Origin of the sequence: Emticicia sp. CRIBPO (assembly GCF_009905725.1) — a bacterium.
Classification (GTDB): Bacteria; Bacteroidota; Bacteroidia; order Cytophagales; family Spirosomataceae; genus Leadbetterella.
Genome location: NZ_JAAAKV010000014.1, coordinates 65,932 through 90,684, shown reverse-complemented (window position 1 = coordinate 90,684; position 24,753 = coordinate 65,932). Strand labels below are relative to the sequence as shown.

Sequence of the window (24,753 nt, the reverse complement as noted above, 5' to 3'; positions counted from 1 at the left end):
GACTTGAAAAAGATACTCATCACCGGATCCAATGGTCTTTTGGGCCAGAAACTCGTTGAAATGCTGGCTAACCGGCCTGAATTTGAGATCATTGCTTCTTCAAGAGGGTTTAACCGCCTGCCTTTTTCGATGGGTTACACTTATCACTCACTGGATATTACCTCAGAACAGGAAATCAGGGAAGCCATTGAGACCATAAAACCACATATTATTATTCATACGGCGGCCATGACCAACGTCGACCAGTGTGAAGTGGAAAAAGAAGATTGCTGGGCTCAGAACGTGAAATCAGTGGAATACCTGGCAGAGGCCTGTCAGAAACATGATGTTTTTCTGCTTCATCTATCTACAGATTTTATTTTTGATGGAGCTGATGGCCCTTATGATGAAACTGCAGAGCCCAATCCGGTCAGCTTTTACGGATGGAGCAAATATGCCGCAGAGAAAATATTGTTGCATTCCAAGGTAAGATGGGCCATTGCCCGCACTGTACTGGTTTACGGAATCGCCCATGACATGAGCCGCTCCAACGTTATTCTGTGGGTCAAAAGCTCGCTTGAAAACGGTAAAAATATAAAGGTGGTCACTGATCAGTGGCGAACCCCTACCCTGGCGGAAGACCTGGCCAAAGGCTGCATTCTTATCGCAGAAAAAGAAGCGGAAGGGATATTCAATATTTCGGGCAAAGACTTCCTTACGCCTTTTGAAATGGCACAGAAAGCGGCGGCTTACTTCGGATTAGACCAGTCGCTGATGGAACCTGTCGACGCCTCCACTTTTACACAAACCGCCAAAAGACCTGCCAGAACAGGTTTTATACTTGACAAAGCTGTTTCAGTGCTGGGTTATGACCCGGTGAGTTTTGATGAGGGGATTGCTATTCTGGCCGGACAGATTACGGATTGATCAGGATCTGTTTTTTAGACAATTTACCCTTCCCTTCAAGCAAAAGTATATATTTCCCTCTAAGGCTCCGGGTTCTGATTTGTACTTCATCACGGGCCTGATTGATTTTGTCTGCGTAAACCTCCTTCCCGTTCAGATCAAAAATCTTCAATGATTCAAATCCTTTATCATGAAACCGGATGGTAAAATAATCATCCGAAGGATTGGGAAATACTTCTATTTTATCAGCCGACGACTCTTCCAATGCGGTAACCACTTCAGGTTTTCCTGTCTTACCTGTCAACAAAACCGTAGAAACAGACATAGCAGGCAGACTGAGACTTACTGAATTGTTGTTAATCGTTGCCGTTGTGCTTTTCAGAGCATTGCTCTTGTCTGAAACAAAAGATTCCGAAGCCGGCAAAGCGTTGATCGTAAAAACCCGGACACTTGTTCCGCTCAAAACAAAATCATTGTGCTTTATACTTACGGTCTTCGCCAATGTGGGCGATCTGTTGATCAGAACGACAGAAACGGAGTCTCCGGTTTTATTGATGGTGGGATAAGCGGAGACCAGCGTTTCGTCGGTTGACGTTGCTTTCAGTAACTGATCGTGGTTGTACTTTGTAAAAAGATGCATGACTTCCCACATGCCTTTTTTCCAGCTCCAGGGCGTAAAAATCTCTACTTTATTTCTCATAAATTCGCCCAGGACTGATGCATACCAGACCGCCGCCACATTGGACTCTTCGGTTTCTATGCCGCTTTCTGTCAGGGCCAGGGTAACGCCGTGCCCTTCCCCCAGGTATTTGAGCAGCCATTCATTTACCCTGCCGAAAATGTATTCCTTATTCTGGGTGTTGTCCCAGTTGCCGCTGATATTCTTAACACCGTTGGCTCCTGGATAAACATAATTCTTATCAAAGAAAACCCGGTGCAACTGCACAATATCTTCCGGTGCTTTTTCTCCCGGATAAAAATGCACATCCAAAACATCCAGTAACCTTATTCCGGTGGCCTTTTGCTCTTCAGCAATGCGTTTAATGAAATACTCAAGCCAGGTATACTTTTTTCCTTCTGATTCCACCAGTTTGTTATTCCAGTGGTACCATTGCCATTCATTGGCGGTGACAGGCCCGAGTAATTTGATATCCGGATAGATTTTACGGGCCTTTTTAGCCACCTCAAAGTATTTCTGCATAAAAGCCTCCGCTTCTATCATAACAGGCATCACATCATCGTGGGTCCCTCCCCAGATCTCTGCCTCATTATCCATGCTCCAATACCTGATTTTTGATTTATCCAGACCAAGCCCACCGGACCCGAACCAATGATTAAGAATACCCACGGTCGAATCAGCAGGCCAGTTTTCGAGGTACAAGTCGGGGTTACCTTCTGTTTTGGCTTTCGTTCCTGTGGTATTCAAAACACCGTTTCCGGCAAGATTCTGATTCACACCATCCCACCACTGCGACTGATTGTATCCCCAGTCATTAAAATTATACTGATTCGTTTTGGCCGCTTTCCCGATGAGCTGGAAAGACCACATGCCCTGTGCATTGGGAAAATTGTCCTGAACTGCTTTTGCAGCCTTGTCCCAATCGTTGGTGTACACATTGTTATACCAATCCGGATGACTGGATAACTTCCTTCTCCAGTTATATTTGGTGCTGTTATTCCCTCCGCTTTCCCTGAAAAAAGTAACCCCGGCATCCTTAATCCTGAGGATATCCTGCTGCGAAATCGTCTCTGTGGGATTCGTCGACGAAAGCGAATTGTTTCTTCCGTAGATATAAGGTGAAACTTTGGTCTTCTCAGATAAGACATCAATACTGATCGTTACCTGGGCATTCAAAACGCCGGTAAACAATAAAATTGTGCCAAGTATAATGCTTCTTTTCATCATCAGAACTTAAGTGTTTAAGGCGGGGGCGGTTCACGGATTTTTTTGAACAAGCTTCAAATTAACGCCCTTTTAAATAAATTCCATAAAAACTGTAAGATTTTAGACGATTGTACAACTTATAGATAAAATAATGTAAGTCGGTGCTTAACTTATCTTTCAAATTAACCAAGCCCCTGATTTTCAAAAGAACAAAACCCGTATGGAACAAACAGCCTTTTTGAAAACAATCAGTGATCATCAGAAAATCATCCACAAAGTCTGCCGGATGTACCGCAATACTGACGAAGACCGCAAAGACCTTTTCCAGGAAATCGTCTTTCAGCTCTGGAGGTCTTATCCGGGATTCAAAGGCGAATCAAAAGTCAGTTCGTGGATTTACAGGATAGCCCTGAACACGGCTATTTCCGTTTTCAGAAAACCCGGGCCTTTGATCAACTATACCGAAAGTCTGCCGGATTACTCCGAAAACGAAGTCAGCAAGGACCAGGAAGAAGCCATGTTTGTGGCCCTCAAAAAACTCTCCGAATCAGAAAGGGCCCTGATCGCTCTTTTTCTCGAGGATTATTCTTACCAGGAAATCGCGGCGATCACAGGCATCACGGAAAATTATGTAGGAGTCAAAATCAGCAGGATAAAAGAAAAACTAAAAACCATTTTAATCAAATAAAACCATGGATATCAATCAGTTAAAATCAAATTGGAAAAATTCAGGCGAAGCCGGTTACTCACAAAACGACCTGGCCGTCATGACAAAAATCAATCACCATCCTGTTCTCAGAAAACTGAGGCTGCAGCTCATCATCGAGTCCGTTCTTCTGACTTTTGTCCTGTTTATGTATTATGATGGCTTCGACGGCCACCTCAAACCGGTGTATGTCAACGTCCTGATCGCTTCAAGCATCTTTTTATTTATACTCAATGACGTGATTGCGTTTCTCATCATCCAAAACCCGGTCAGAGAACAAAACCTGAAAGAATCAGTACTCAAGCAACTGGGTCTTTTAAAAGGAATTTCTGTATTTTCAATGCTCTCGATGGTGTTTTATGGCAGTTCGCTGCTCGTTTTCTTCACTTCCACCATTGTTTTTACAGATCAGAAATACATGATCCTGGGGGGTATCATCCTGACTTTTATCATCATGATATTCTTTTCGTACCGTCAGTGGAAGCATAAGATTGATGTGCTGACGAAAATCAGTTCGGAATTCCTGTCATAAAAAAATCCGGCTCTGCCTTAAAAGGTAAAGCCGGATTATTCCATAAAATATTCAGGAGGCTTTCCTCACCAGCTTAATCGAAAACAGGCCTTTAGACTGGGAATAAATGTAACCAACCACCAGAAGCGTCATAGCCCCGCCGAAAACGACGGAATTGACCGTGCCCAATAGTTTGGCAGCCACACCCGATTCAAAAGCCCCGAGTTCGTTGGAGGTACTTACGAAAATACTGTTTACTGAGCTTACCCTTCCACGCATGTTGTCAGGAGGCAAAACCTGCAGGATCGTCTGCCGGATCACGACACTGATGCTGTCAAAAGCCCCGGTAAAAAACAAAGCCACCACAGAAATGATAAAATGAGAAGACAAGGCAAATACCAGGGTAGCTACTCCGAACCCCGCCACAGCCAGCAGCATGTTTCTCCAGGCCTTGTCTGTCGGCGGGAAATAGGCTGCCGCAAACATGGTAAGCACGGCTCCTGCACCGGGAGCGGCCCGCAGCATACCCAGTCCCTCAGGGCCAACATACAGGATATCTTTGGCAAAAACCGGCAGGATGGCAATCACCCCACCAAAAAGTACCGAAAACATATCCAACACAATCGCATAAAGCATGATTTTATTATTCATCACAAAGCCTATCCCTTCTTTTAAACTTTCAGAAAGTTTGGCCTTAAGTTGGTTTTCTACCGGCTTTCTGGCAATCAGGGAAGCAATAATGAGGGTCAGCACCAGCATGATCAGCACCGCATATAAAGTATTGACCAGGCCCAGGTAAGCATAGAAAAAACCGGCCGTTGTCGGCCCGATGATCAGGCCGGCCTGCCAGAACTGGCTGCTCCAGGTGGCTGAATTACTGAAATGTTCCGGTTTTACCAGGAACGGCTTGAGTGAACTCCAGGCCGGATGATAAAAGCCCCTGGCCACTCCAAAAATAAAAACACACAAATAAATAAAAGGCGGCTGCTGACTCGTTTTAAGATGCAGTCCAAAGCCCGGATTGACACTGATGATCAACAGGACGGTCACAAAAATAACCACTACAAAACAAATCTGATAGATCAGTTTGCGGTCATATTTATCCGCCAGATGGCCTCCGAAAAGAGCCAGCGAAATAAAAGGGATGGCTTCAAAAAGTCCGACCAGCCCAAGAGCAAACGGATCGTGGGTGATTTCGTACAGGTAAAAAGAAATAACCACTTCCTGGATCAGAATCGCGATGGTGAACAGAAATTGGGCGGAAATAAAATACCTGAATTCAGGGTATCGTAAGGCGGCGTAAGGATCTTTTGTCATAAAAAGCAGCAATGAAAAATAATCACAAAGATGCAACCTCAACTCCTTAAAATGAATCTCTCAGGTGATTTATATTTTTGACGGGTCTTTGTCCGTTAAGACTGTAAATCAGCACTTTTACCATTTTAAAATAAAAAACACAGATTTTTTTCTGGAAAAATTCAGGGTAAATCCCATCTCAGTTGTCATCTCCACATAAGCGGCAAACAGATCTGAGCTTATCTGTTAATCGGTTTATATGGTTTACGTATTCATTTAACAATTTACATCATGATTATGAAAAAGCACTTTTTAAGTCTACTCCTTCTTTCGGGCCTTATTTTTCTCAACTCCTGCAACGGCTTCCTTTATTCTGAAGATGTGCCGCCGGGTGGCTATGAAACCAAAACTTTTGACCTGAATGCATTCGACAACATTGAAGCAGGCAGCACCTTCGTCATCACCGTCATTCCTTCTACCGAATCAAGTGTAACTGTAAAAGGATACAGAAGAGACATTGACGACCTGCTGGTACAGAACAGGAACGGCGAACTCTCCATTCAATACAAAAAGATCGGGCTGCAGCTCAAAAAAATCAGAAGGTATAAAATGGAAGTGGTCATCAAAACCGACAAGCTGAAAGAACTGGACCTGTCAGGAGCCTCTCACACCAGCATCTCCGAACTCTTTGATTTAAGCCGCCTGGATGTCGACCTGTCAGGGGCCTCACATCTTAAAATCAATGGTAAAGTCGGCAAACTGGATGCTGATATTTCAGGAGCTTCAGAACTGACTTTACTGCAAAGCGTTCCGGAAATTGATGCTGAGATATCCGGAGCCTCCACCCTCCATGCCTTTGACGCCAATACACAGCAAGCCTTTCTTGACCTTTCCGGTGCCAGCAAAGCCAAGGTCTCTGTAGCCAAGTTACTGGACGTGGAAGCCAGCGGAGCCAGCACTGTGACCTATAAAGGCGATCCGTCTATCAAATCAAGGCTGACAGGAGCCAGCAAGATCAAAAAAGATCAGGAGTGATAGAAAATTTCAGGGCGATTTTCGTAATTTGACAACTTAAACACTTAAGTAATCAACAATGAAGAGAATCGCCCTGTTTTTTTGCCTGATTTCAGGTATTTCTTTCGCTCAGGTTCAACCTCCACACCAGCATTTTACCCTTGACGATACCCTCAGAGGCAGTATCACGCCCGAAAGAGCCTGGTGGGACCTTAAATTTTATGAGCTGGATATCAGGGTCAATCCTGCAGAAAAATTCATAGGCGGACAAACTTCAGTGGTCTATAAAGTACTGCAACCGGCACAAACGCTGCAGATCGACCTTCAGCCTCCCCTTAAAATCACGTCCGTTACCCAGGATGGACAGAAACTGGATTTTAAGAAAGTGGGTAACAATGCCTATTTCATCTCACTGACCAAAAAACAAGCGTCAGGGAACACCGAATCTGTAAAAATTACTTACGAAGGGCAGCCCAAAGTGGCCAAAAGAGCCCCCTGGGACGGTGGGCTATCCTGGTCAAAAGACAAAGACGGCAAAGCTTTTGTAGCCACATCCTGCCAGGGACTGGGCTCAAGCGTCTGGTGGCCATGCAAAGACCACATGTATGACGAACCGGACAGCATGAGGATCAAAGTCACCGTACCTGACAGTCTCTGGGATATTTCTAACGGCAGATTAAAGAAAATGACCCTCAATGCCGACGGCAGCCGGACCACGGAATGGTTTGTGAGCAACCCCATCAACAATTACGGTGTGAATATGAATGTGGGCAATTATGTCCATTTTTCTGAAGAATATGAGGGAGAAAAAGGCAAATTAAGCATGGATTATTTTGTGCTGCCTTACAACCTCGAAAAAGCCAAAGTCCAGTTTAAGGACGCCACAAGGATGATGAAGGCTTTTGAACACTGGTTCGGGCCGTATCCGTTTTATGAAGACGGTTTTAAGCTGGTAGAAGTGCCTTACCTGGGCATGGAACACCAGAGCTCGGTCACTTATGGTAACGGCTACAAAAACGGCTACCTGGGCCGTGACTTGTCTAATACCGGCTGGGGCCTGAAATGGGACTTTATCATTGTGCATGAGTCCGGACATGAGTGGTTTGCCAACAACATTACTTACAAAGACCAGGCAGACATGTGGATCCATGAGAGTTTTACCAACTATTCTGAAACCCTGTTTACGGAATACTACTACGGCAAAACCGCCGGCGAAGATTACGTAATCGGCACCAGACCCCTTATTACCAATAAATCCAAAATTATCGGTACTTACAACGTCAATAAAAGCGGCTCGGGCGATATGTATTATAAAGGAGGCAACATGATCCACACCATCCGGCAGGTGATCAACGATGATGAGAAATTCAGACAGATACTGAGAGGGCTTAATAAAGACTTCTACCACCAGACGGTGACGACCGGACAGATCGAAACTTACATTTCTAAAAAATCAGGTATAGATTTCTCCAAAGTTTTTGACCAGTACCTGAGGGATACCCGTATTCCGAAACTGGAAACCGAAGTCAAAGGCAACAAAATTTCCTACCGGTGGACCAACGTGGTCGACGGTTTTGCCATGCCTGTAAAAGTCAGTGTGGATGATAAACCTGCAACGTTTGTTTATCCGACTGAGAAATGGAAGACGGTTTCCGGCAAAACCCTGAAAGCCGACAGGAATTTTTATATCAACTGAAAAGCGTCATAAACAACAGAAAAATGCCTCCCCGGGGGCATTTTTCATATCTCATCCCCCACAAACGACTGAAGCATGACCACATAAAACAACATGCTTTTGCGATCACCTGACTTAATGCCTAATTTTACAGCCGAAATGAGCAAAGACATGCCGGATAATAAACAAAATATAATTACTATATTTTCAGAATATTTTGAAAATACTAAATTTTCTAAACTTACTTTAAGTTCTGTTATTTCTAAAAATAATGAATTTAAAACAGTTTTTATCAAACCCATCCAGCTGAAAGACGGGCTGAGGCTTTCTTTCCTGTACCGCTACCCTACCAAAGACATCACCAAAAATCATACGTTGGAAGAATCCGTCGTTATACTAAATGACCTGATCGGAAAAGTATTTTTACAGGCTGATCTGTTCACCCTGGACGCTTCCTATCATTTCCTGTCCAATAAAAAAGGGCACTCCAAACTCACCAAAAAGGAGATTTCAGAGGAGCGGATCCTTAACCTGGACCATAACAAAGCCAAAACCAGGCTCATCGGCGACACGAACAATGCCTATCTGAAGATCCTGGGAATCATGACCGAAGAAGGTAAAATCAGGAATGATAAACAGGATAAATTCAGGCAGATCAATAAATACATCGAATTTTTCAGCCAGGCCCTCAAAGAATCAGCTGTTACTTCACAAGCCAGCGTGGTTGACATGGGTTCAGGAAAAGGTTACCTGACCTTTGCGATGTATGATTACCTGACCAAAACTTTTGAAGACGAGTCGAAAGTACTCGGGGTAGAATTCCGGGAAGACATGGTCATGCTCTGCAACAAAATGGCTCAATCCGTCGGATTCAACAACCTGACTTTCGAAAAAGGTACCATTGAAACTGCGGTACTTCCTGATTTCAATATCCTGATTGCCCTGCATGCCTGTGACACCGCCACCGACGAAGCTATTTTCAGGGGAATCACCAACCACGCGGAGATCATCCTTGTGTCACCTTGCTGTCACAAACAAATCAGGAAACAGTATAAACCCTCCGCAGAACTGAAAACCCTGGGTAAATTCGGGATCATTGAAGAAAGACAATCGGAGATCATCACCGATACCATCCGGGCCCTGATCCTGGAAGCTTACGGATACAAAACCAAGATTTTTGAGTTTATATCCACAGAACACACGCCCAAAAACCTGATGATCTCAGCCGTCAGAAAAGCGGATCATAAAAAAACCGACGAAGAAAAGCTGAAAGAAGTACAAATCCTGAAAAACAATTTCGGTATCAAAGAGCATCATCTGGAAACCTTATTGAAGATTTAGTATAATTTTTCCGTACTTTCTGAGCAGAATCTGAACCATAATTTCAAAGAAAAATCATTTTTGAAAAATTTGCCCTTATATTGTAAGAGATTTTATATTTAACCCTACATTAATTAAACTAAAATGAAACAAACAGAGAGCGAACCTGAATTGAAACGGGAGCTGGGCCTTCTTGATGGCACCATGCTCGTCGTCGGTTCAATGATAGGTTCTGGTATTTTTATCGTCAGTGCCGATATCACCCGTAATGTCGGCTCTGCAGGCTGGTTAGTCTTCACCTGGGTACTCGGAGGCCTTATCACGCTCGTTGCCGCTGTCAGTTATGGTGAACTCAGTGCGATGTTTCCCAAAGCCGGCGGACAGTACGTTTATCTTAAAGAGGCGTACAACAAACTCATCGCTTTTTTATACGGGTGGAGCTTTTTTGCCGTCATACAGACCGGGACCATCGCCGCGGTCGGTGTGGCCTTTTCCAAATTTGCCGCTTATCTTTATGAACCTCTCAGTGATCAGAACATTTTATACGAAATAGGCTCTTTCAAACTCAACGCAGCCCAGCTTGTCTCTATTGTCACCATTATTTTCCTGACTTTTATCAACAGCAGGGGCGTCAAAAACGGCAAGTACATTCAAACCACCTTTACCATTGCCAAAATCCTTTCCCTGTTCGGTCTGATTGTTTTCGGGCTTATATTCACCGCCAAAGCTGAAATATGGAACGCCAACTGGTCAAACGCCTGGGATGCCCTCAGTTTTGACAAAACAACCAACACCTGGGTGCCTATCAGCGGCACTGTGCTGTTCTCGGCCCTTGCAGCTTCCATGGTAGGTTCCTTGTTTTCAAGCGATTCGTGGAATGGTGTGACGTTCATCGCCGGAGAAATGAAAAACCCTAAAAAGAATGTGGGCCTGAGTTTGTTCTTCGGAACACTGATTGTGACGATCATCTACATCACGGCCAACCTTATGTACATCGCGGTGATGCCTCTGAATGAAATCGCCTTTGCCAAATCTGACCGTGTGGCTGTGGAAGCCTCCAAATACATTTTCGGAGATACAGGTACTATCATCATCGCATTGATGATCATGGTGTCTACTTTCGGCTGTAACAACGGCCTGATCATGGCCGGAGCCAGGGTTTATTACACCATGGCCCAGGACGGCCTGTTCCTTAAAAAAGCCGCTACACTTAACAAGGCCTCTGTGCCGGGTTGGGGATTGTGGTTTCAGTGCATCTGGGCCTCCGCCCTGTGTCTGACCGGAAAATACGGCGACCTCCTTGATTTTGTGATGATCATCGTGATCATTTTCTATATCCTGACGATCTACGGCATCTTTATCCTGCGTAAAAAAATGCCCGATGCTGAGCGTCCTTACAAAGCGTTCGGATACCCGGTCATCCCGGCTCTGTACATCATCGTGGCAACTTCCATTTGCGTAGCCCTGCTGATCGACAGAACCAGTACCTGCGGATGGGGGGTGGTCATTATGCTGGCCGGTATCCCGGTTTATTACCTGACCAAGCCGAAAGAAGCCTGATCAAAAAACATTTTAAGAAGCCCTCCCAACCGGAGGGCTTTTTCATGTCTCCTTGTTTTTTCTCATTTAGGAATGAAACCATTTCAATATCTTTTCATTTTGTTTATCTTTTTTTGAAAGTAATTGACACTTTTCGTTAAATTTACCTGTTTAATTACTGACTTTTATCCTGATTACTAACGTTTAATACGTTTCAATTCAATAACCATAACAATTAATAATAAAAAAATGCAGAATTTAAAAGAAAAGACAACTGATAAAAATTCTCTCCTGCCGGAGAAATTAAAAAAAGTGTTGGATGACAAAAAGGAATTTTCCAGAAAATATAAGTCTGGAGAAATAACTTTTAATGCCGGGGATGTCAAACGATATATCTAAAGAGTACCACGTTTTTGTAACTTCTGATACTGATCGCCAACTTGAACTTCAATTTAAATCTGACTCCGGTGTTGAGTACATCGTTACTTTCACCAAAGATGGAGAGAATACATTTATGGTGTTTTTAGAATCACGACCAGGGCAACCCGCCTTTGATTCCAGAGTGATGAAGACTGTCTGCAGCATTCTTGAAAAATTTATTCAGGAAAACAATTGTGCCGTTTATTATGTGATTGAACATAGAGATATGAGACAACGGCAAAGGTCTAAAGCTTTTAAATTCAGTTATGAAAAAAGTAAAAATAAAGATTCCTTTATTCATCGCGAAAAAACATCTTTTTACAATGGAATTGAATACATTTTAGGCGTATTTTACTTAGCCGGAGATCCTAACGGTAATGAATTTGAAGGTTTGATAGAAATTTGAATACAGATAAATTCCGCTATTATCCGGCTTTCCAAATTGTTAATAAAATGTTACAGCCCGCAATTTCATTTTCTTCGGATGCAACCTTTTCTTTTTTTTCTCATCTAATAAGAAAAAATGACACTAATCATGAAGAAGAATCAAATCAAATTCAGTTCTGCCTTAATCCTGTTTTTTGCAGTATTATTGTTTTCGGGTTATGATGCTGATGCTCAGCGTCACCGCTATCGTCGCAACCGACGCCATGCTTATGTCGTGAGACCACATGTAAGGGTATTTTCGCCGCCTTTGATACTTGGACTTCATTCACCTTTTGTGTACAGACACCGTCCTGTGATCAGGGACCGTTATTATAACTACAGATACAGGGACAACTACAGAAGGGATTATTACAGACATAACCGCGGCCGTCATTACAGAAGATATGATGACAGACGCCATGACAACAGAAGATATAATGACTCTGACCGCGACTACGATCGTGATGACCACAGACGTAATTACTAAAATGACCGGGGAGGCCTTTACAGGCTTCCCTTTTTTGTTTCCTCTATTCTCAAATCCCGTTTATCATGCCCCTCCCCTGAAACCAACGGCATAATCCGGAAGTGTGTTGATAAACATTTATTAACTATATTTGTAAAAACCTTACAATTAATTAATGACTCACTCCGATCAACGGGCGTATTTTTTCAAGATAGACACCACCATAAAACGCATCCGCAGTTTTATGCAAAAAGGCCTCATTGAAGCTGGTCTTGACCTTACAGTAGACCAATGGGTGGTGATTGACCATATCAAACCTAATGCTGGCATCAGTCAGAATGACCTGGCCAATGCCATCGCCAAAGACGCCCCAACTATCACCAGGATTCTGGACCTGTTGGTCACCAAAGGTTTTGTCAAACGCCAGATGGGCGAAAACGACAGAAGGAAATTCAGGTTATTCCTGACCCCGGAAGGTGAAATCCTCCACACCAAAGCCTTCGGAGTCATTGCCGAAATCAGGAAAAAATCCTGGGGCGATTTAAGCGACAAAGACTACGAAGACCTGGTCAGGATCATGGACGCGATTTATGCGAATGTAGAAGGATAGCATACAGATCCTGGCAGATATGAAAAAATCCATTTCTTCATACGAAACTGATTATCAACACTTATACTAAAGACGGAACAAGAATATTTTACCTTAATTCCTTTATTTTCCTCAATGTTTTCTTTGCCCTTGAAGCAATGCCGGGTGAGCTTTCACCATATTTCAGATTCAGCCCTTCAATGGTTGTTTTCAGCTCATTTTTCAGTTCGGGATACCTGGCAGCTACCTTAAAACATACTTCCATCGAAAAAGCCTTGGCGGCTATCGGCGACTGGTCCGTCAGGAAATTCAGGCATAATTCATACACTTCGCCTTCGAGTTCTTCCGGGATGTCCAGCACCTGCCAGGCACCAATGACATTCCTTAAAACACCATCTTCGCTGGGAAACTTATGAATAAGATCAAAAAGGTCTTTAAAATAGGATTGGAAAAGGTACGGCTTTTTATCACAGATGGTCCGCATCACCCATAAAGCGTACTTTACCATAAGAATTTCCCGTCCGTTGATGATGTCCATGAGCTCTTTCACCAGGTCTTCATCATCTCCGATTAACGCCGAAATCCGATTGACAGCTACCTTTGAAAGATCACCTCTGAAATGCTGCAGCAGACTCATTCCTCTTCAGGCAAAACGATATGGTGTTTTTCAACCAGGAAGTTGATAAGGGCCTCGTTGCTTCTCCAGAGAATCTGGAATACTTCCTCAAACACTTCTTCGCCCTCATAATAAGGATCAATGACCTCATGCACGCCCCTTACGGTCGGGTCGAAGTCACGGATAAGAAACAGCTTGTCGGCCGGAGGCGGCACGCCTTTGGTGTCGTAGTAAAATTTGTGGACATCCTCGAAATTCTTCTCGTCCATCACCACGATATGATCGAAATCATCAAGGTCGGCTTTAGCGAGTTTCTTACCGAGGTGCGTAATGGTAATGCCGTGTTTTTCAGCATTTTTGATGGTCCTGGGATCAGGCTTTTTACCTACGTGCCAGCCCATTATGCCGGCAGAATCGGCCTGAAGATATTCCTGAAGCCCTCTTTCTTTGACGATTTCATTAAAAGTAGCTTCTCCTGCCGGAGAACGGCAAATGTTGCCGAGACAAACGAACAATACCTTTACCATACACTGTAGTTTTATTAATGCAGATCAATTATTCTTTTTCTTCGATCAGGTTACCGTCTTTATCCACCAATACAAAGACGGTCTCCCCTTCTTTTTTCATGAGGTATTTTTCCCTGGCAAACTTCTCCAGTGACTTGGCGTTGCCCATGATCTCCTTCTCTTCTATCTTCACCAGCCTCAGCTGCTCTTCGTAATATCCTTTTTGCTCTTCGAGTTTATTGAGATCCATCCACAGGTTAAACTGCGAAATGAGGTTACTTCTGTCAAAAAAAGTCAGCCACACCAAAAAACCAAGGGCCGTATAAAAATAGAATTGATTACGCTTGAAATAAGAAGGGAGCACTTTTTTCATGATTACCAGGAAATTGATGAGTAAAAGTAAAAAAAGGGGTTTGAACAAAAAAGCGTTGGCAAAATTAAATTTACCAACGCTTTCCGTGTATTTCAATTCAGAAAAATCAGAATTTCGGGCCAGGGAAGTAAGCCGAAGCTCCTAATTCCTCTTCAATTCTGATCAATTGATTGTATTTAGCCATCCTGTCAGAACGTGAAGCAGATCCGGTTTTGATCTGACCTGTGTTCAAAGCTACTGCAAGGTCAGCAATAGTTGAATCTTCGGTTTCACCTGAACGGTGAGACATCACACTCTTGTATTTGTTTCTGTGAGCAAGGTTTACGGCATCAATCGTCTCAGTCAAAGAACCGATCTGGTTTACTTTCACCAGGATTGAGTTGGCAATTCCTTTGTCGATACCTTCCTGAAGACGCTTAACGTTGGTTACGAACAAATCGTCACCTACCAGCTGGATTTTAGAACCTGACAATCTTGTCGATTCAGCCCATCCTGCCCAGTCATCTTCAGCCATACCGTCTTCAATAGAGATGATAGGGTATTTATCTACCCAGCTATCCCAGTAAGCAGCAAGCTCGTGAGAAGTCATTTGTTTTCCGCTTGACTTCTTGAAAGTATAAAGACCTGTTTTAGCATCATAGAATTCAGAAGAAGCAGCATCCATAGCGATGAAGATGTCTTCACCTGGTTTGTAACCTGCTTTTTCGATCGCTGTAAGTACGATTTCAATGGCTTCTTCGTTTGAACCGATGTTCGGGGCAAAACCACCTTCGTCACCTACGTTGGTTGAGTATCCTTTAGATTTCAATACTTTTTTAAGGTTATGGAAAACCTCAGTACCCATTCTCAAAGCTTCAGAGAAAGTATCAGCCTTAACAGGCATAACCATGAACTCCTGGAAGTCGATCGAGTTATCTGCGTGAGAACCACCGTTAAGGATGTTCATCATCGGAACAGGAAGGGTATTGGCGTTAACACCGCCCAGGTAACGGAACAACGGAAGACCGGCTTCCTGAGCAGCAGCTTTAGCTACGGCAAGAGAAACACCTAAGATGGCGTTAGCTCCCAATTTACCTTTATTGGATGTACCGTCAAGATCGATCATTACCTGATCAATCAGATTTTGTTCGAAAACATTGGTTCCAAGAAGTTCTTCAGCGATTAACTCGTTTACATTTTTAACGGCTTTCAAAACGCCTTTACCTACGTATACTTTGTCATCATCATCACGCAATTCAACGGCTTCATGAACGCCGGTTGAAGCTCCTGAAGGTACGGCCGCACGACCTAAAAAACCATTTTCGGTTAGAACATCTACTTCTACAGTCGGGTTGCCTCTTGAATCCAGAATCTGACGGGCATGTACTTTAACAATTTGACTCATCACTTAAAAGTTAAATTTGATAATAATTTTTTTATAGGCTTAGTTAAAAAATTTGCCAAAATAAAACAGAATACATAGAATATTCTGCAAATCGCCTGCAAAGTTAAGTAATAATTTTAAACTTACTCTCAGAAACTATTTGTGATTTTATTAAATTTTGATCAATTAAATCACGGCACGGATCACAGAAGGATAATTATCCGAAACGGCGTATCATGCAGGTTGCCTGTTCTATCTTATATATTATCAGTATACTCCGACCGTAATTGGAACATAATTTCAAATTTTATTGGTAATTTTACTGCGGGAAGTAGAAAATCCCTGGTAACCCGAAAAAATATGACTTTTAGAATTCTGCTTTTTTGTTTGCTGACACTGAATTTGTCCGGGGTGAACGCTCAAAATTCTGTTGTTCTGGATCCCAATGCATTTGCAGAGGCCCTGAAATCATCTGCCAATATCCAGTTGATAGACCTCCGCCCTTCTTCAGAATTTGAAGCCGGACATATCAAAAGAGCTGTCAATTATGATTTCCTGGACGATAACTTTGAAAAAACCGCTCTTAAGAATATCAACAAAAATCAGCCCGTATACCTTTATTGTTTCACCGGTATCCGCAGCAAAAACGCCTCGCAGTTTTTGAGAGACCTGGGTTACAGGCAGATTTATGAGTTAGGAGGCGGTTTTGCCAAATGGACCTATTCTTCCAAACCATATGTATCCGGCTCTCCGCAGGTGAAGCCTTTTGCGGTTTTTACGGAGGAGAATTTCAACATGGTGGTCCAGACCAACAACATCGTCCTGATTGATTTTTATACAGAATCCTGTGTGCCGTGTAAAAAGATCACTCCTCTTTATGAAAAGATCAAGGCGGAAAACAAGAATGTAAAACTGCTCAGAATTGACACCGATCATAATGAACTGATGGTGCAGAAATTTGAAATTGAGGAGAATCCCACCCTGATCATCTATAAATATGGAAGACAGGTCTGGAGAACCACGGGGGCAATTTCTGAGAAAGACCTGAAAACAATCATAGAAAAATAAGATTATATCTTTATCAGTTCTAATTTTGAATTAAACACAAACCAAAAAAGTCAGGTATGATTGCTTTTTTAAATGGCAGATTGTCACATAAAGAACCCACACACGTAATAATTGACGTTTCCGGAGTAGGATATTTTGTAAAAATCTCCCTGCAGACCTATGCTTCTCTCAAGAATACAGATGAAGCCTGTAAACTCTTTACGATACTGATCGTCCGGGAAGATTCACATACCTTGTTCGGGTTTTCGACCATGGATGAAAAAGACCTGTTTGAGCACCTCATCAGCGTTTCAGGTATCGGGCCGAGCATCGCTATTGTCATGCTCTCTTCACTCAGTTCGCTGGAAATCAAGCAGGCGATCGTTTCAGAAGACCTCAGGACGATACAGAACATCAAGGGGATCGGGGCCAAAACCGCTCAGCGGGCAATCATTGAGCTGAAAGATAAATTAAAGAAAGAGATCATTCTCGACGGGGTCAATCCTACGGTTTTCGGATCGAAAAATCTGACCCTGAGATCCGAAGCCCTGGCGGCTCTTGTTACGCTGGGAATCCAGAAGGCAACTGCAGAGAAAAGTGTCGATACGATTCTTAAACGCACCGGCGGGGATGTCACCCTCGAAGAATTAATCAAGCTGTCGCTCAGATAATAAAGGACAGATAAAATTATGAAATCATTTAGAATATTGGCGGGATTTTAGACGTTTTATCCAATGCGATCCAATTCCAGAATCCGATTGGTACTTTTTATGCAAAAACTTATTACTCAAAAAACATTTTACATTTCAAAAATTGTCTTCATCTGGGCCGGCTTGCTGGATTCAGAGATGTCAATTGCCCAGACAACTGTTCCGAAGGACTCTATAAGTACAAAAAACACGCATTTACCTAAGCTCAACTGGAAAGACAATTATCTAAGCAGATTTAATGTTACTTATCCTAAAACGCCTTTTTTTAACTTATATCCCGACAGCTTAAAGACCTGGGTCATTTACAATCCGAAAACCGAGAACATCTCTGTTAACGAAAAACTGAATTCTGAATATGATTTCAAGACTCCGCAGTCGCTAAGTTTCAATGATTATTCCAGTATTCAGAATGCGGCTATCCGCCAGAGTATTATCCGTGATTACGAGAGGTTGCAGGACGGAAACAGCAAGGTTTCGGGGCGGGGGCTCAGTCCTCTCCTGGAGAAAAACCCGATCATTGACCGGCTTTTCGGAGGTAAAATCCCTGAATTCAAACCCAACGGATTTGTCAGCATAGACCTGAAAGCAGGGACTATGTTTAACAATAACCCCACCACGGCCCTGGCCCTGCGAAGGCAGCCGGTGTTTGATTTCGACCAGCAGATTGCGATCAATTTCAATAACATGTTTAACGGGGCCGCCAGTGATCAGAATGCTGACGGAAACAGCGTGGAAGACCCCACGCGTGAAAACCGCGGACTGCTGGATAAAGTAAGCCAGCTCAAAGAAAAAATGGGGATTTTGGGTAATTTTGACACCAAATCTGCCTTTAATTTTGAAAATCAGTTTAAGCTCAATTTCAAAAACGAGCCTGAAGATATTCTTCAGAAAGTAGAACTCGGAAACATCAGTATGCCTGTAAGAAGCCAGCTGATCCCTGGTGTTCAGAACCTTTTCGGCTTAAAAACCGGGTTGAGATTCGGTAAACTTGATGTTACGACGGTTTTTGCCCAGCAAAGGTCCAGAACCGAATCCATCGTCATCAACGGGGGCAACCAAAGCCGTCCGTTTGAGATCAGGGTTGATAATTATGATGAAAACAGGCACTTTTTCCTGTCCCATTTCTTCAGGGATAAATATGAAAAAGCCCTGAAAACCCTTCCGATGGTTACCTCTCAGGTGAGGATCACCCGTCTGGAAGTTTATGTAACCAACCGGACCAACAACGTGACCTCAATGAGGAACCTGGCCGGTTTATCAGACCTTGGTGAACCCAAACCCAGGAATACGAGCCTGGGTGGCAAAGCCGATGACCCCGCCTACAATACCGTCAATGCACTATACAAGAAACTGGCCGATAACGTAGGTTTCCGTTCTATTGATAATACCAAAAACGTATTGACTGCCGAAAACATTGAACAGCAGGACTATGAGATCCTGAGAGGAGCTAAAAGGCTGTCTGACAGAGAGTTTGAGTTTCACCAGGAATTAGGATACATTTCCTTATTGACACCTCTCCGTAATGATGAGGTGTTGGCCGTTTCCTATGAATATACCTTCAACGGCCGTTCATATAAAGTCGGTGAGATGACAGAGGACTATGCAGCAAGACCTGAAAATGAGGTCATCATGCTGAAGCTTTTGAAATCATCAACCATCCGCAACCGTCTGACCCACCCGATGTGGGACCTGATGATGAAAAACATCTACTCACTGGCCCAGGGACAGATCAGCAGAGAAGGTTTTCAACTGAGAATTTTGTATAAAGATGATAATACCGGTATTGACAACCCATACCTTCAGGAAGGTGTGAATTTTGTCAACAAGCCGCTGATCGAAGCATTCGGGCTGGACCGTCTGAACTATAATAACGATGCCCAGAAAGACGGCAACTTTGACTATGTTCAGGGGGTAACCATCAACGAGAAGGCCGGAAAGATCATTTTCCCTTACCTGGAGCCATTTGGTTCAACCCTGAAAAGCCTGTTTACCCCTTCTGAAACCGCCCTTGCAAGAAAGTACGTCTTTGATGAATTGTACTCGTCTACCATGACTGATGCACAGCAGGTGAATACCAAAAACAAGTTTTTCCTTTCGGGTAGTGTGTTATCCGGCAGTTCGGAAATCCCCTTGCCTCTGGGAGCATCCGGACAGTCAGTACGGGTTTATGCAGGTGGTGTTCAGCTTCAGCCGGGAACAGACTATATCGTTGACAGCCAGCTGGGAAGGGTAAAAATAACCAATCAGAGTATCCTGAACTCGGGTCGCCAGATCAGGATTGACTATGAAAAACCGGATATGTTCCAGTCACAGATCAGAAGGCTTTTTGGTTTGAGAATGGACTATACCTTCAGCGAACACCTGAGAATCGGGGGTACATTCATGAATCTCCGCGAAAATACCCCGGGCTTCCTTACCCGTGTGGCCATCGGCAATGAACCGGTTCAGAACACCCTCTGGGGACTGGACCTGAATTATAAAAACGAATCACAGACACTGACCAGACTACTGGACAAGTTGCCTCTGATCCAGACCAAAGAGCCTTCCAGCATTATCCTGAATGCGGAATTTGCCCAGCTTTTGCCTGGTGTCAATAACAAAAAGGTCAGTAAGAACGCGATGATCGATGATTTTGAAGGAGCCAGAAACATCAATGATCTTACCCGCCAGCCTACCAGGTGGAGACTGGGTTCTACACCTCCTAAGTTCAATACCCCGGTGGCAGGTAAACCATGGGCTTACAATTATAAAAGAGCCAAGATTTCTGCCTACACGGTTGACCCGACCGTTTACCTGGGCGACGGAGCCCTGGGAGCCAGTGGTATTGTGCCGCCTGAACTGACAGCTAACGCCAATAGCAACCTATATGAACGATCGTTTCAGATCCAGGACATCTTCCCGGGCAGGTCTCTTCAGACCTTCGGGCAGCAGTTGCCGACCTCTATTCTTGATATTTCTTATTTTCCGTCAGAACGCGGGATGTATAACTATAACCCGGACCTGGATGCCAGCGGTAATTTAAAGAAACCGGAAGAGAACTTCGGGGCGGTGATGCGTGGGCTTACTTTTGATGCTGACTTTGACAATTCAAATATAGAATACCTGGAATTCTGGCTGCTCGATCCGTTTGCAGACGTCGTTCGTGACGGCACACCGGATGGAAACAAAAGAAATATAACCGGGGGAAAACTGAGTATTCAGCTGGGCGATGTATCAGAGGACGTGATTCCGGACAACCGCTTTAACTTTGAGAACGGAGTCAAAAAGACCTCTACGCTCAACTCCAAACCGGACAGTACCGCCTGGGGATATGCTCCCAAGATACAGTTTATGACAGATGCCTTTGATGCCAGCCTTGACATCAGAAAGCAACAGGACGTAGGTCTGGACGGACTCTCTAATTTTGAGGAAAAAGGATTTAATCATATCAAGGATTTCCTGACTCAGATCAGGACAAAAGTGAGTGCCGAAGCCTATTCAAGAATCGAGAATGACCCTTCGGACGATGATTTCAATTTCTTCCTTGACCCCAAATTTGATGCCAGTAACAGTCTTACGGTAAGGTTTAAGAACTACCTGGGGATGGAAAACAACTCCCCTCCTATTTCTGAAAATGACCTTGGAAGCCAGGGTTCTACGGCCACGGCGGATAAAGAAGACATCAATCAGGACAATACCATCAATGATATTGAGCAGTTTCACCAGTATGATGTGGACCTTAAAGCCGATCCGTCGGGTACGGGCGGTTTGTTTGAAGTAGGTCGCGGCTATGTGGTAGATAAAGTAACCAACGGCAATGCCACCTGGTACCTCCACCGTATTCCGCTTAAAAACAAAGGAGATACCATCAGCTTTAAATCGGTGAGGTTTGTTCGTCTTGTGATGAGTGAGTGGAAACAGCCCGTCGTGCTGAGATTTGCCACAATGCAACTCGTATCCAATCAATACAGGGTTTATAAAAATGACCTGAGCTCAACCACTCCCGGAGACTCGCTTAAGCCTGAAGCTTATGATGCCAAATTCAAACTGGCTACTGTTAATATTGAAGAAAACGGCTGCGGTGATGACGCTGACTGTAAACTGAAAGCCGGAACTACCGGTTATGTCGTACCTCCCGGATTTATCAGAGACAGGGATTATACACAGCAGGCCATCATTCAATTCAATGAGCAATCACTGAGCCTGGGCGTAGGCGACCTGCGTGGTGGTGATTCAAGGGCTGTGTTTAAAAATACACGTCTCGATATGAACATGTACAAAAGGCTGCAAATGTTTATCCACACTCAAAACGAAAACAACGAAAATGACATTGCCGGAGCATTTATAAGATTAGGAACAGATACCCAGAACAACTACTACCAGATTGAGATTCCCAAGCTGAAAGTGACTCAGAACGGCTCCAGGGATCAGAGTGAAATCTGGCCTGAAGAAAATGAAATAGATATTCCGCTGGATGAACTCAGAAATGTAAAACTGGAAAGAAACCGCAATTCGACACAAATCAGTGTTCCTTATTCAAAAACGGTGGCTGTCAGAGGTTTTGTCAGCGGAACGGATCAGCAAAGAGAGATCACGAGAACTTATAAAATTACAGTAGTCGGTAATCCTGATCTGAGCTCCGTACAAACGATCATGCTCGGTGTCAAAAATGCGGATACAACCAATAAAAACATAGGAAAGTCTTTTACCGTCTGGATGAACGAACTGAGAGCCAATGATTTTGATGACCAGAGTGGTGAAGCGGGTATTTTGTCGGCAGACATCAAACTGGCAGATTTTGCCACGATCATGCTGAACGGAAACTTCAAGACTTATGGTTTCGGTGCGGTACAGGACAGGATTTCACTGAGATCAAGAGACGAATCGTTCGGTTACGGATTTGCCACCAACGTGGAAGTGGATAAGCTTCTTCCTCAGAACTGGGGGCTGAGCATACCTTTCTTCGGTAATTTCGACAAGCAGATTATCAAGCCGCATTTTGACCCGCTGAATCCTGACATCGTGCTGGAAGCGGCTTTAAATAACCTCTCAAGTGACGCAGAAAGAGACAGATACCGCAAAATGGTCGTTGATCAGTCCATCACCAGGGGCTTTAACTTCTCCAATGTAAGAAAAGTCAAAACCAACACGGGCGGTAAAAGTCATTTTTACGACCTGGAAAACCTGTCGTTTACTTATGCCCAGAACCGTATTGAGAGAAGTAATATCCTGATTGACCAATACATCAGCACACAGAACCGGGCGGCTATGAGCTACCTGTTCCAGCCTAAGGGTTTTATGTGGGAGCCGTTTAAGAAAAGTAAATCACTTGACAGGCCCCTTTTCTACTGGCTTAAAGACTTCAATCTTTCCCCGGTTCCGAACATGATACAGTTCAGAACGGATTATAACAGGAGTTTCACCAAAACGCAGTTCAGAAATTCAGACCTCAATACCCAGGGCATCAGTCCGAATATCATCAAATATTACCTGACCAACAGGTATTATGACCTTCAGTGGAACCTGACCAAGTCTGTAATATTCTCTTACAACGCTCAAATGAACTCTATCATTGATGATTTCGGACAAGATCCGGTATCGTTCGGAGAAGGGTTCAAAACACTCGGCAGGGCCAAAAATTACGTTCAGAAAATGCAGGCTACTTACCGTTTGCCTCTGGATAAAATATTTATCCTGGACTGGATGCAGGCTGATGCCAGGTACAATAACAATTACGGATTTACGGCTGGATCTTTCAATCTCCAGGATGAAAACGGGGTCCTGTTCGGTAATCTCCTTGAAAACGGACGCGAACTTGGTGTACAGGGCAGGATTGACCTGGTTAAACTGTACAACAAAGTCAAATACCTGAAATTTGCCAACTCACCGAATGCTCCGAAAGCCAGGTTTACCAGGGCTCCGGGCGACGACGAAGAGGTGGTGGTGAGTCAGAACAATATTGCCAAGTCATTTACCAGGGTGCTGATGACTGTCAGGGGCATTAACTTCAACTGGAGCAGGGTAGAAACCACTTTGCTACCGGGCTTTTTGCTCTCTCCTCAGTATTTCGGTCTGGATTTCAGAAGTACGCAGGTGGCTCCGGGCTTGCCTTTTGTACTCGGAAACCAGAACAGGGACATTCATAAAACAGCAGCGGCCAACGGATGGTTGTCAGAAAGTATAATCCAGAACAATCCTTTTACCCAAACCCGGGGAACGAAATTCGATTACAGCACCTCACTGGAGCCGTTCAAAGGATTCAGGATGCAGATCAGGGGTAACCTGATGAGGGCAGACAGTTACCAGGAATTGTACAGACCTGACAAAACAGGAGGCAGCTTTACTTCTATGAATCCACTGAGGAACGGCAGCTTTAGTATGTCTTTCTGGTCGTTCAAGACTGCATTCAAAAAAATACAGAATGACTCCCTGTCTTCTTATAAGTATGAGATATTTGACAACATGGTGGCTAACCGAGACAAGGTCATTGAAAAACTCAATGCGATTGAAGGCATAGAAAAAGGATATGATAAAAACTCTCAGGATGTGTTGATTCCGGCGTTTTTTGCAGCCTACAGTGGTACTACAGTAGATAAACTGTATGCCAAGGCACAAAAGAAAAACAAGGATTCCAAGACTTTCAACCCGTTCCTGGGCTTCCCGCTTCCAAACTGGAGAATCGATTATGCGGGGCTTGAAAAATATCCCCTCTTTAACAGGTTCTTCAACTCGATTACCTTGAGTCACAGTTATTCATCGAGTTATAGTGTAGGTAACTTTACCTCCTCACTTCTGTATGATGCGGAAACCATTAACCTTTCCAGGAGAGGGTATAGCCTGGGGAATAAGATCGATGAAAGCATGGGCGGCGGCCTGGTGCCGGTGTTTATCATGAGTACGATCTCTATGGAAGAGAAATTTTTGCCCGTCATCGGTGTCCAGTTTACGACCAAGAGGAACTTCACAGGAAGGATAGATTATAACAGGGAAAGAAAAGCGATTCTGAACCTTTCGAACGCACAGGTGGCTGAGCTCATGAGTTATGACATCGTCTTTGGCGTAGGTTTCAGGAAGAACAATGTAAAACTACCGATGCGTGGACGCGACGGCAATTTTATCATTCTGAAAAACGACCTGAATTTCCGTCTTGATTTTACGGTAAAAGACCTGAAAGAAATACAAAGAAAACTGGATGGAGACGCTACCCCGATCCGTGGTAACTACTATTTCCAGCTGAGGCCGCAGGTTCAGTACCAGGTCAACAGGAGGCTGAGCATGAGTTTTTACATAGAATGGTTGAACAACACGCCGTTTACCACCATTTCAAATCAAACGAGCTCGACCATCGGAGGTATCAATGCCAGATTTAATTTATCGGATTAAGGAAAGGAGCCTTTTGAGATTTAAAGGATTTGCATTAAATTGCG

Annotated in this window: 20 protein-coding genes; 14 read left to right on the top strand and 6 right to left on the bottom strand. The window is 43.8% G+C overall.

Annotated features, from left to right (window positions below; genetic code table 11):
- Positions 1-3 precede the first annotated feature (3 nt).
- Positions 4-906, top strand: a complete 903-nt coding sequence (locus GVN16_RS23500; protein WP_166566408.1) for an NAD(P)-dependent oxidoreductase — start codon at positions 4-6, stop codon at positions 904-906.
- On the opposite strand, the gene GVN16_RS23495 is transcribed toward GVN16_RS23500, so the two are convergent.
- Positions 896-2,791: a glycoside hydrolase family 44 protein gene (locus GVN16_RS23495; RefSeq protein WP_229244331.1), complete on the bottom strand. Its 1,896-nt coding sequence runs from the start codon at positions 2,789-2,791 to the stop codon at positions 896-898. The two genes, GVN16_RS23500 and GVN16_RS23495, sit on opposite strands and share 11 nt — an antisense overlap.
- A 199-nt stretch (positions 2,792-2,990) precedes the next feature.
- Between GVN16_RS23495 and GVN16_RS23490 the strand changes: the two genes are divergently transcribed.
- Both GVN16_RS23490 and GVN16_RS23485 read left to right on the top strand, forming a co-directional pair.
- Positions 2,991-3,458, top strand: a complete 468-nt coding sequence (locus GVN16_RS23490) for an RNA polymerase sigma factor (RefSeq protein ID WP_166566407.1) — start codon at positions 2,991-2,993, stop codon at positions 3,456-3,458.
- Between the two features lie 4 nt (positions 3,459-3,462).
- Positions 3,463-4,008 carry a hypothetical protein gene (locus GVN16_RS23485; protein ID WP_166566406.1) on the top strand — a complete coding sequence of 182 codons (546 nt, stop codon included), beginning with the start codon at positions 3,463-3,465 and terminating at the stop codon, positions 4,006-4,008.
- A 51-nt stretch (positions 4,009-4,059) separates the two neighbouring features.
- On the opposite strand, the gene GVN16_RS23480 is transcribed toward GVN16_RS23485, so the two are convergent.
- Complete coding sequence (locus GVN16_RS23480) at positions 4,060-5,304, bottom strand: MFS transporter (RefSeq protein WP_166566405.1); 1,245 nt, start codon at positions 5,302-5,304, stop codon at positions 4,060-4,062.
- A 276-nt stretch (positions 5,305-5,580) separates the two neighbouring features.
- On the opposite strand from GVN16_RS23480, the gene GVN16_RS23475 reads away from it, so the two are divergent.
- The 8 genes from GVN16_RS23475 (at position 5,581) to GVN16_RS23440 (ending at position 12,753) form a co-directional block, all read left to right on the top strand.
- Positions 5,581-6,318: a GIN domain-containing protein gene (locus tag GVN16_RS23475; protein ID WP_166566404.1), complete on the top strand. Its 738-nt coding sequence runs from the start codon at positions 5,581-5,583 to the stop codon at positions 6,316-6,318.
- Between the two features lie 58 nt (positions 6,319-6,376).
- Positions 6,377-7,993, top strand: coding sequence for a M1 family metallopeptidase (locus GVN16_RS23470; RefSeq protein ID WP_166566403.1), 1,617 nt, complete (start codon positions 6,377-6,379; stop codon positions 7,991-7,993).
- 117 nt (positions 7,994-8,110) lie between these two features.
- Complete coding sequence (locus tag GVN16_RS23465; protein WP_166566402.1) at positions 8,111-9,313, top strand: SAM-dependent methyltransferase; 1,203 nt, start codon at positions 8,111-8,113, stop codon at positions 9,311-9,313.
- Between the two features lie 123 nt (positions 9,314-9,436).
- Complete coding sequence (locus GVN16_RS23460; RefSeq protein ID WP_166566401.1) at positions 9,437-10,852, top strand: APC family permease; 1,416 nt, start codon at positions 9,437-9,439, stop codon at positions 10,850-10,852.
- A gap of 228 nt (positions 10,853-11,080) precedes the next feature.
- A complete protein-coding gene (locus tag GVN16_RS23455; protein WP_166566400.1) occupies positions 11,081-11,230 on the top strand; it encodes a hypothetical protein in 150 nt (49 codons plus the stop codon).
- Entirely contained in the window at positions 11,211-11,657 is a 447-nt protein-coding gene (locus GVN16_RS23450) for a DUF6169 family protein (RefSeq protein ID WP_166566399.1), read from the top strand. Before GVN16_RS23455 ends, GVN16_RS23450 begins: the two co-directional genes overlap by 20 nt.
- A gap of 129 nt (positions 11,658-11,786) precedes the next feature.
- Complete coding sequence (locus tag GVN16_RS23445) at positions 11,787-12,164, top strand: hypothetical protein (RefSeq protein WP_166566398.1); 378 nt, start codon at positions 11,787-11,789, stop codon at positions 12,162-12,164.
- 154 nt (positions 12,165-12,318) lie between these two features.
- Complete coding sequence (locus GVN16_RS23440) at positions 12,319-12,753, top strand: MarR family winged helix-turn-helix transcriptional regulator (RefSeq protein WP_166566397.1); 435 nt, start codon at positions 12,319-12,321, stop codon at positions 12,751-12,753.
- 88 nt (positions 12,754-12,841) lie between these two features.
- Here GVN16_RS23440 and GVN16_RS23435 read toward each other — a convergent pair whose 3' ends face one another.
- The 4 genes from GVN16_RS23435 to eno all read right to left on the bottom strand — a co-directional run bounded on the left by GVN16_RS23435 (position 12,842) and on the right by eno (position 15,611).
- On the bottom strand, positions 12,842-13,369 hold the full coding sequence (locus GVN16_RS23435) for a hypothetical protein (RefSeq protein WP_166566396.1): 528 nt from the start codon (positions 13,367-13,369) through the stop codon (positions 12,842-12,844).
- The gene (locus GVN16_RS23430) at positions 13,366-13,875 is read right to left on the bottom strand and encodes a low molecular weight protein-tyrosine-phosphatase (RefSeq protein WP_166566395.1); all 510 of its coding nucleotides are present in this window, start codon (positions 13,873-13,875) and stop codon (positions 13,366-13,368) included. Before GVN16_RS23430 ends, GVN16_RS23435 begins: the two co-directional genes overlap by 4 nt.
- A gap of 28 nt (positions 13,876-13,903) precedes the next feature.
- On the bottom strand, positions 13,904-14,227 hold the full coding sequence (locus tag GVN16_RS23425) for a septum formation initiator family protein (protein ID WP_166566394.1): 324 nt from the start codon (positions 14,225-14,227) through the stop codon (positions 13,904-13,906).
- Positions 14,228-14,333: 106 nt separating this feature from the next.
- Positions 14,334-15,611, bottom strand: coding sequence for a phosphopyruvate hydratase (gene eno, locus GVN16_RS23420; RefSeq protein ID WP_166566393.1), 1,278 nt, complete (start codon positions 15,609-15,611; stop codon positions 14,334-14,336).
- Between the two features lie 339 nt (positions 15,612-15,950).
- Between eno and GVN16_RS23415 the strand changes: the two genes are divergently transcribed.
- From GVN16_RS23415 to sprA, 3 genes are all read left to right on the top strand, one after another.
- Entirely contained in the window at positions 15,951-16,658 is a 708-nt protein-coding gene (locus tag GVN16_RS23415) for a thioredoxin domain-containing protein (RefSeq protein WP_166566392.1), read from the top strand.
- 56 nt (positions 16,659-16,714) lie between these two features.
- Positions 16,715-17,308, top strand: a complete 594-nt coding sequence (ruvA, locus tag GVN16_RS23410) for a Holliday junction branch migration protein RuvA (protein ID WP_166566391.1) — start codon at positions 16,715-16,717, stop codon at positions 17,306-17,308.
- Between the two features lie 99 nt (positions 17,309-17,407).
- A complete protein-coding gene (gene sprA, locus GVN16_RS23405) occupies positions 17,408-24,709 on the top strand; it encodes a cell surface protein SprA (protein WP_166566390.1) in 7,302 nt (2,433 codons plus the stop codon).
- The last annotated feature ends 44 nt before the right edge of the window (positions 24,710-24,753 follow it).

What these genes read in the sequence shown, in the direction of transcription:
- GVN16_RS23490 (WP_166566407.1), top strand. Translation starts at nt 2,991, where the DNA reads ATGGAACAAACAGCCTTTTTGAAAACAATCAGTGATCATCAGAAAATC.
- GVN16_RS23450 (WP_166566399.1), top strand. Translation starts at nt 11,211, where the DNA reads ATGTCAAACGATATATCTAAAGAGTACCACGTTTTTGTAACTTCTGAT.
- sprA (WP_166566390.1), top strand. Translation starts at nt 17,408, where the DNA reads ATGCAAAAACTTATTACTCAAAAAACATTTTACATTTCAAAAATTGTC.
- GVN16_RS23465 (WP_166566402.1), top strand. Translation starts at nt 8,111, where the DNA reads ATGCCTAATTTTACAGCCGAAATGAGCAAAGACATGCCGGATAATAAA.
- GVN16_RS23440 (WP_166566397.1), top strand. Translation starts at nt 12,319, where the DNA reads ATGACTCACTCCGATCAACGGGCGTATTTTTTCAAGATAGACACCACC.
- ruvA (WP_166566391.1), top strand. Translation starts at nt 16,715, where the DNA reads ATGATTGCTTTTTTAAATGGCAGATTGTCACATAAAGAACCCACACAC.
- GVN16_RS23495 (WP_229244331.1), bottom strand. Translation starts at nt 2,791, where the DNA reads ATGATGAAAAGAAGCATTATACTTGGCACAATTTTATTGTTTACCGGC.
- eno (WP_166566393.1), bottom strand. Translation starts at nt 15,611, where the DNA reads ATGAGTCAAATTGTTAAAGTACATGCCCGTCAGATTCTGGATTCAAGA.
- GVN16_RS23415 (WP_166566392.1), top strand. Translation starts at nt 15,951, where the DNA reads ATGACTTTTAGAATTCTGCTTTTTTGTTTGCTGACACTGAATTTGTCC.
- GVN16_RS23475 (WP_166566404.1), top strand. Translation starts at nt 5,581, where the DNA reads ATGAAAAAGCACTTTTTAAGTCTACTCCTTCTTTCGGGCCTTATTTTT.
- GVN16_RS23480 (WP_166566405.1), bottom strand. Translation starts at nt 5,304, where the DNA reads ATGACAAAAGATCCTTACGCCGCCTTACGATACCCTGAATTCAGGTAT.
- GVN16_RS23445 (WP_166566398.1), top strand. Translation starts at nt 11,787, where the DNA reads ATGAAGAAGAATCAAATCAAATTCAGTTCTGCCTTAATCCTGTTTTTT.
- GVN16_RS23460 (WP_166566401.1), top strand. Translation starts at nt 9,437, where the DNA reads ATGAAACAAACAGAGAGCGAACCTGAATTGAAACGGGAGCTGGGCCTT.
- GVN16_RS23455 (WP_166566400.1), top strand. Translation starts at nt 11,081, where the DNA reads ATGCAGAATTTAAAAGAAAAGACAACTGATAAAAATTCTCTCCTGCCG.
- GVN16_RS23425 (WP_166566394.1), bottom strand. Translation starts at nt 14,227, where the DNA reads ATGAAAAAAGTGCTCCCTTCTTATTTCAAGCGTAATCAATTCTATTTT.
- GVN16_RS23470 (WP_166566403.1), top strand. Translation starts at nt 6,377, where the DNA reads ATGAAGAGAATCGCCCTGTTTTTTTGCCTGATTTCAGGTATTTCTTTC.
- GVN16_RS23485 (WP_166566406.1), top strand. Translation starts at nt 3,463, where the DNA reads ATGGATATCAATCAGTTAAAATCAAATTGGAAAAATTCAGGCGAAGCC.
- GVN16_RS23430 (WP_166566395.1), bottom strand. Translation starts at nt 13,875, where the DNA reads ATGGTAAAGGTATTGTTCGTTTGTCTCGGCAACATTTGCCGTTCTCCG.
- GVN16_RS23435 (WP_166566396.1), bottom strand. Translation starts at nt 13,369, where the DNA reads ATGAGTCTGCTGCAGCATTTCAGAGGTGATCTTTCAAAGGTAGCTGTC.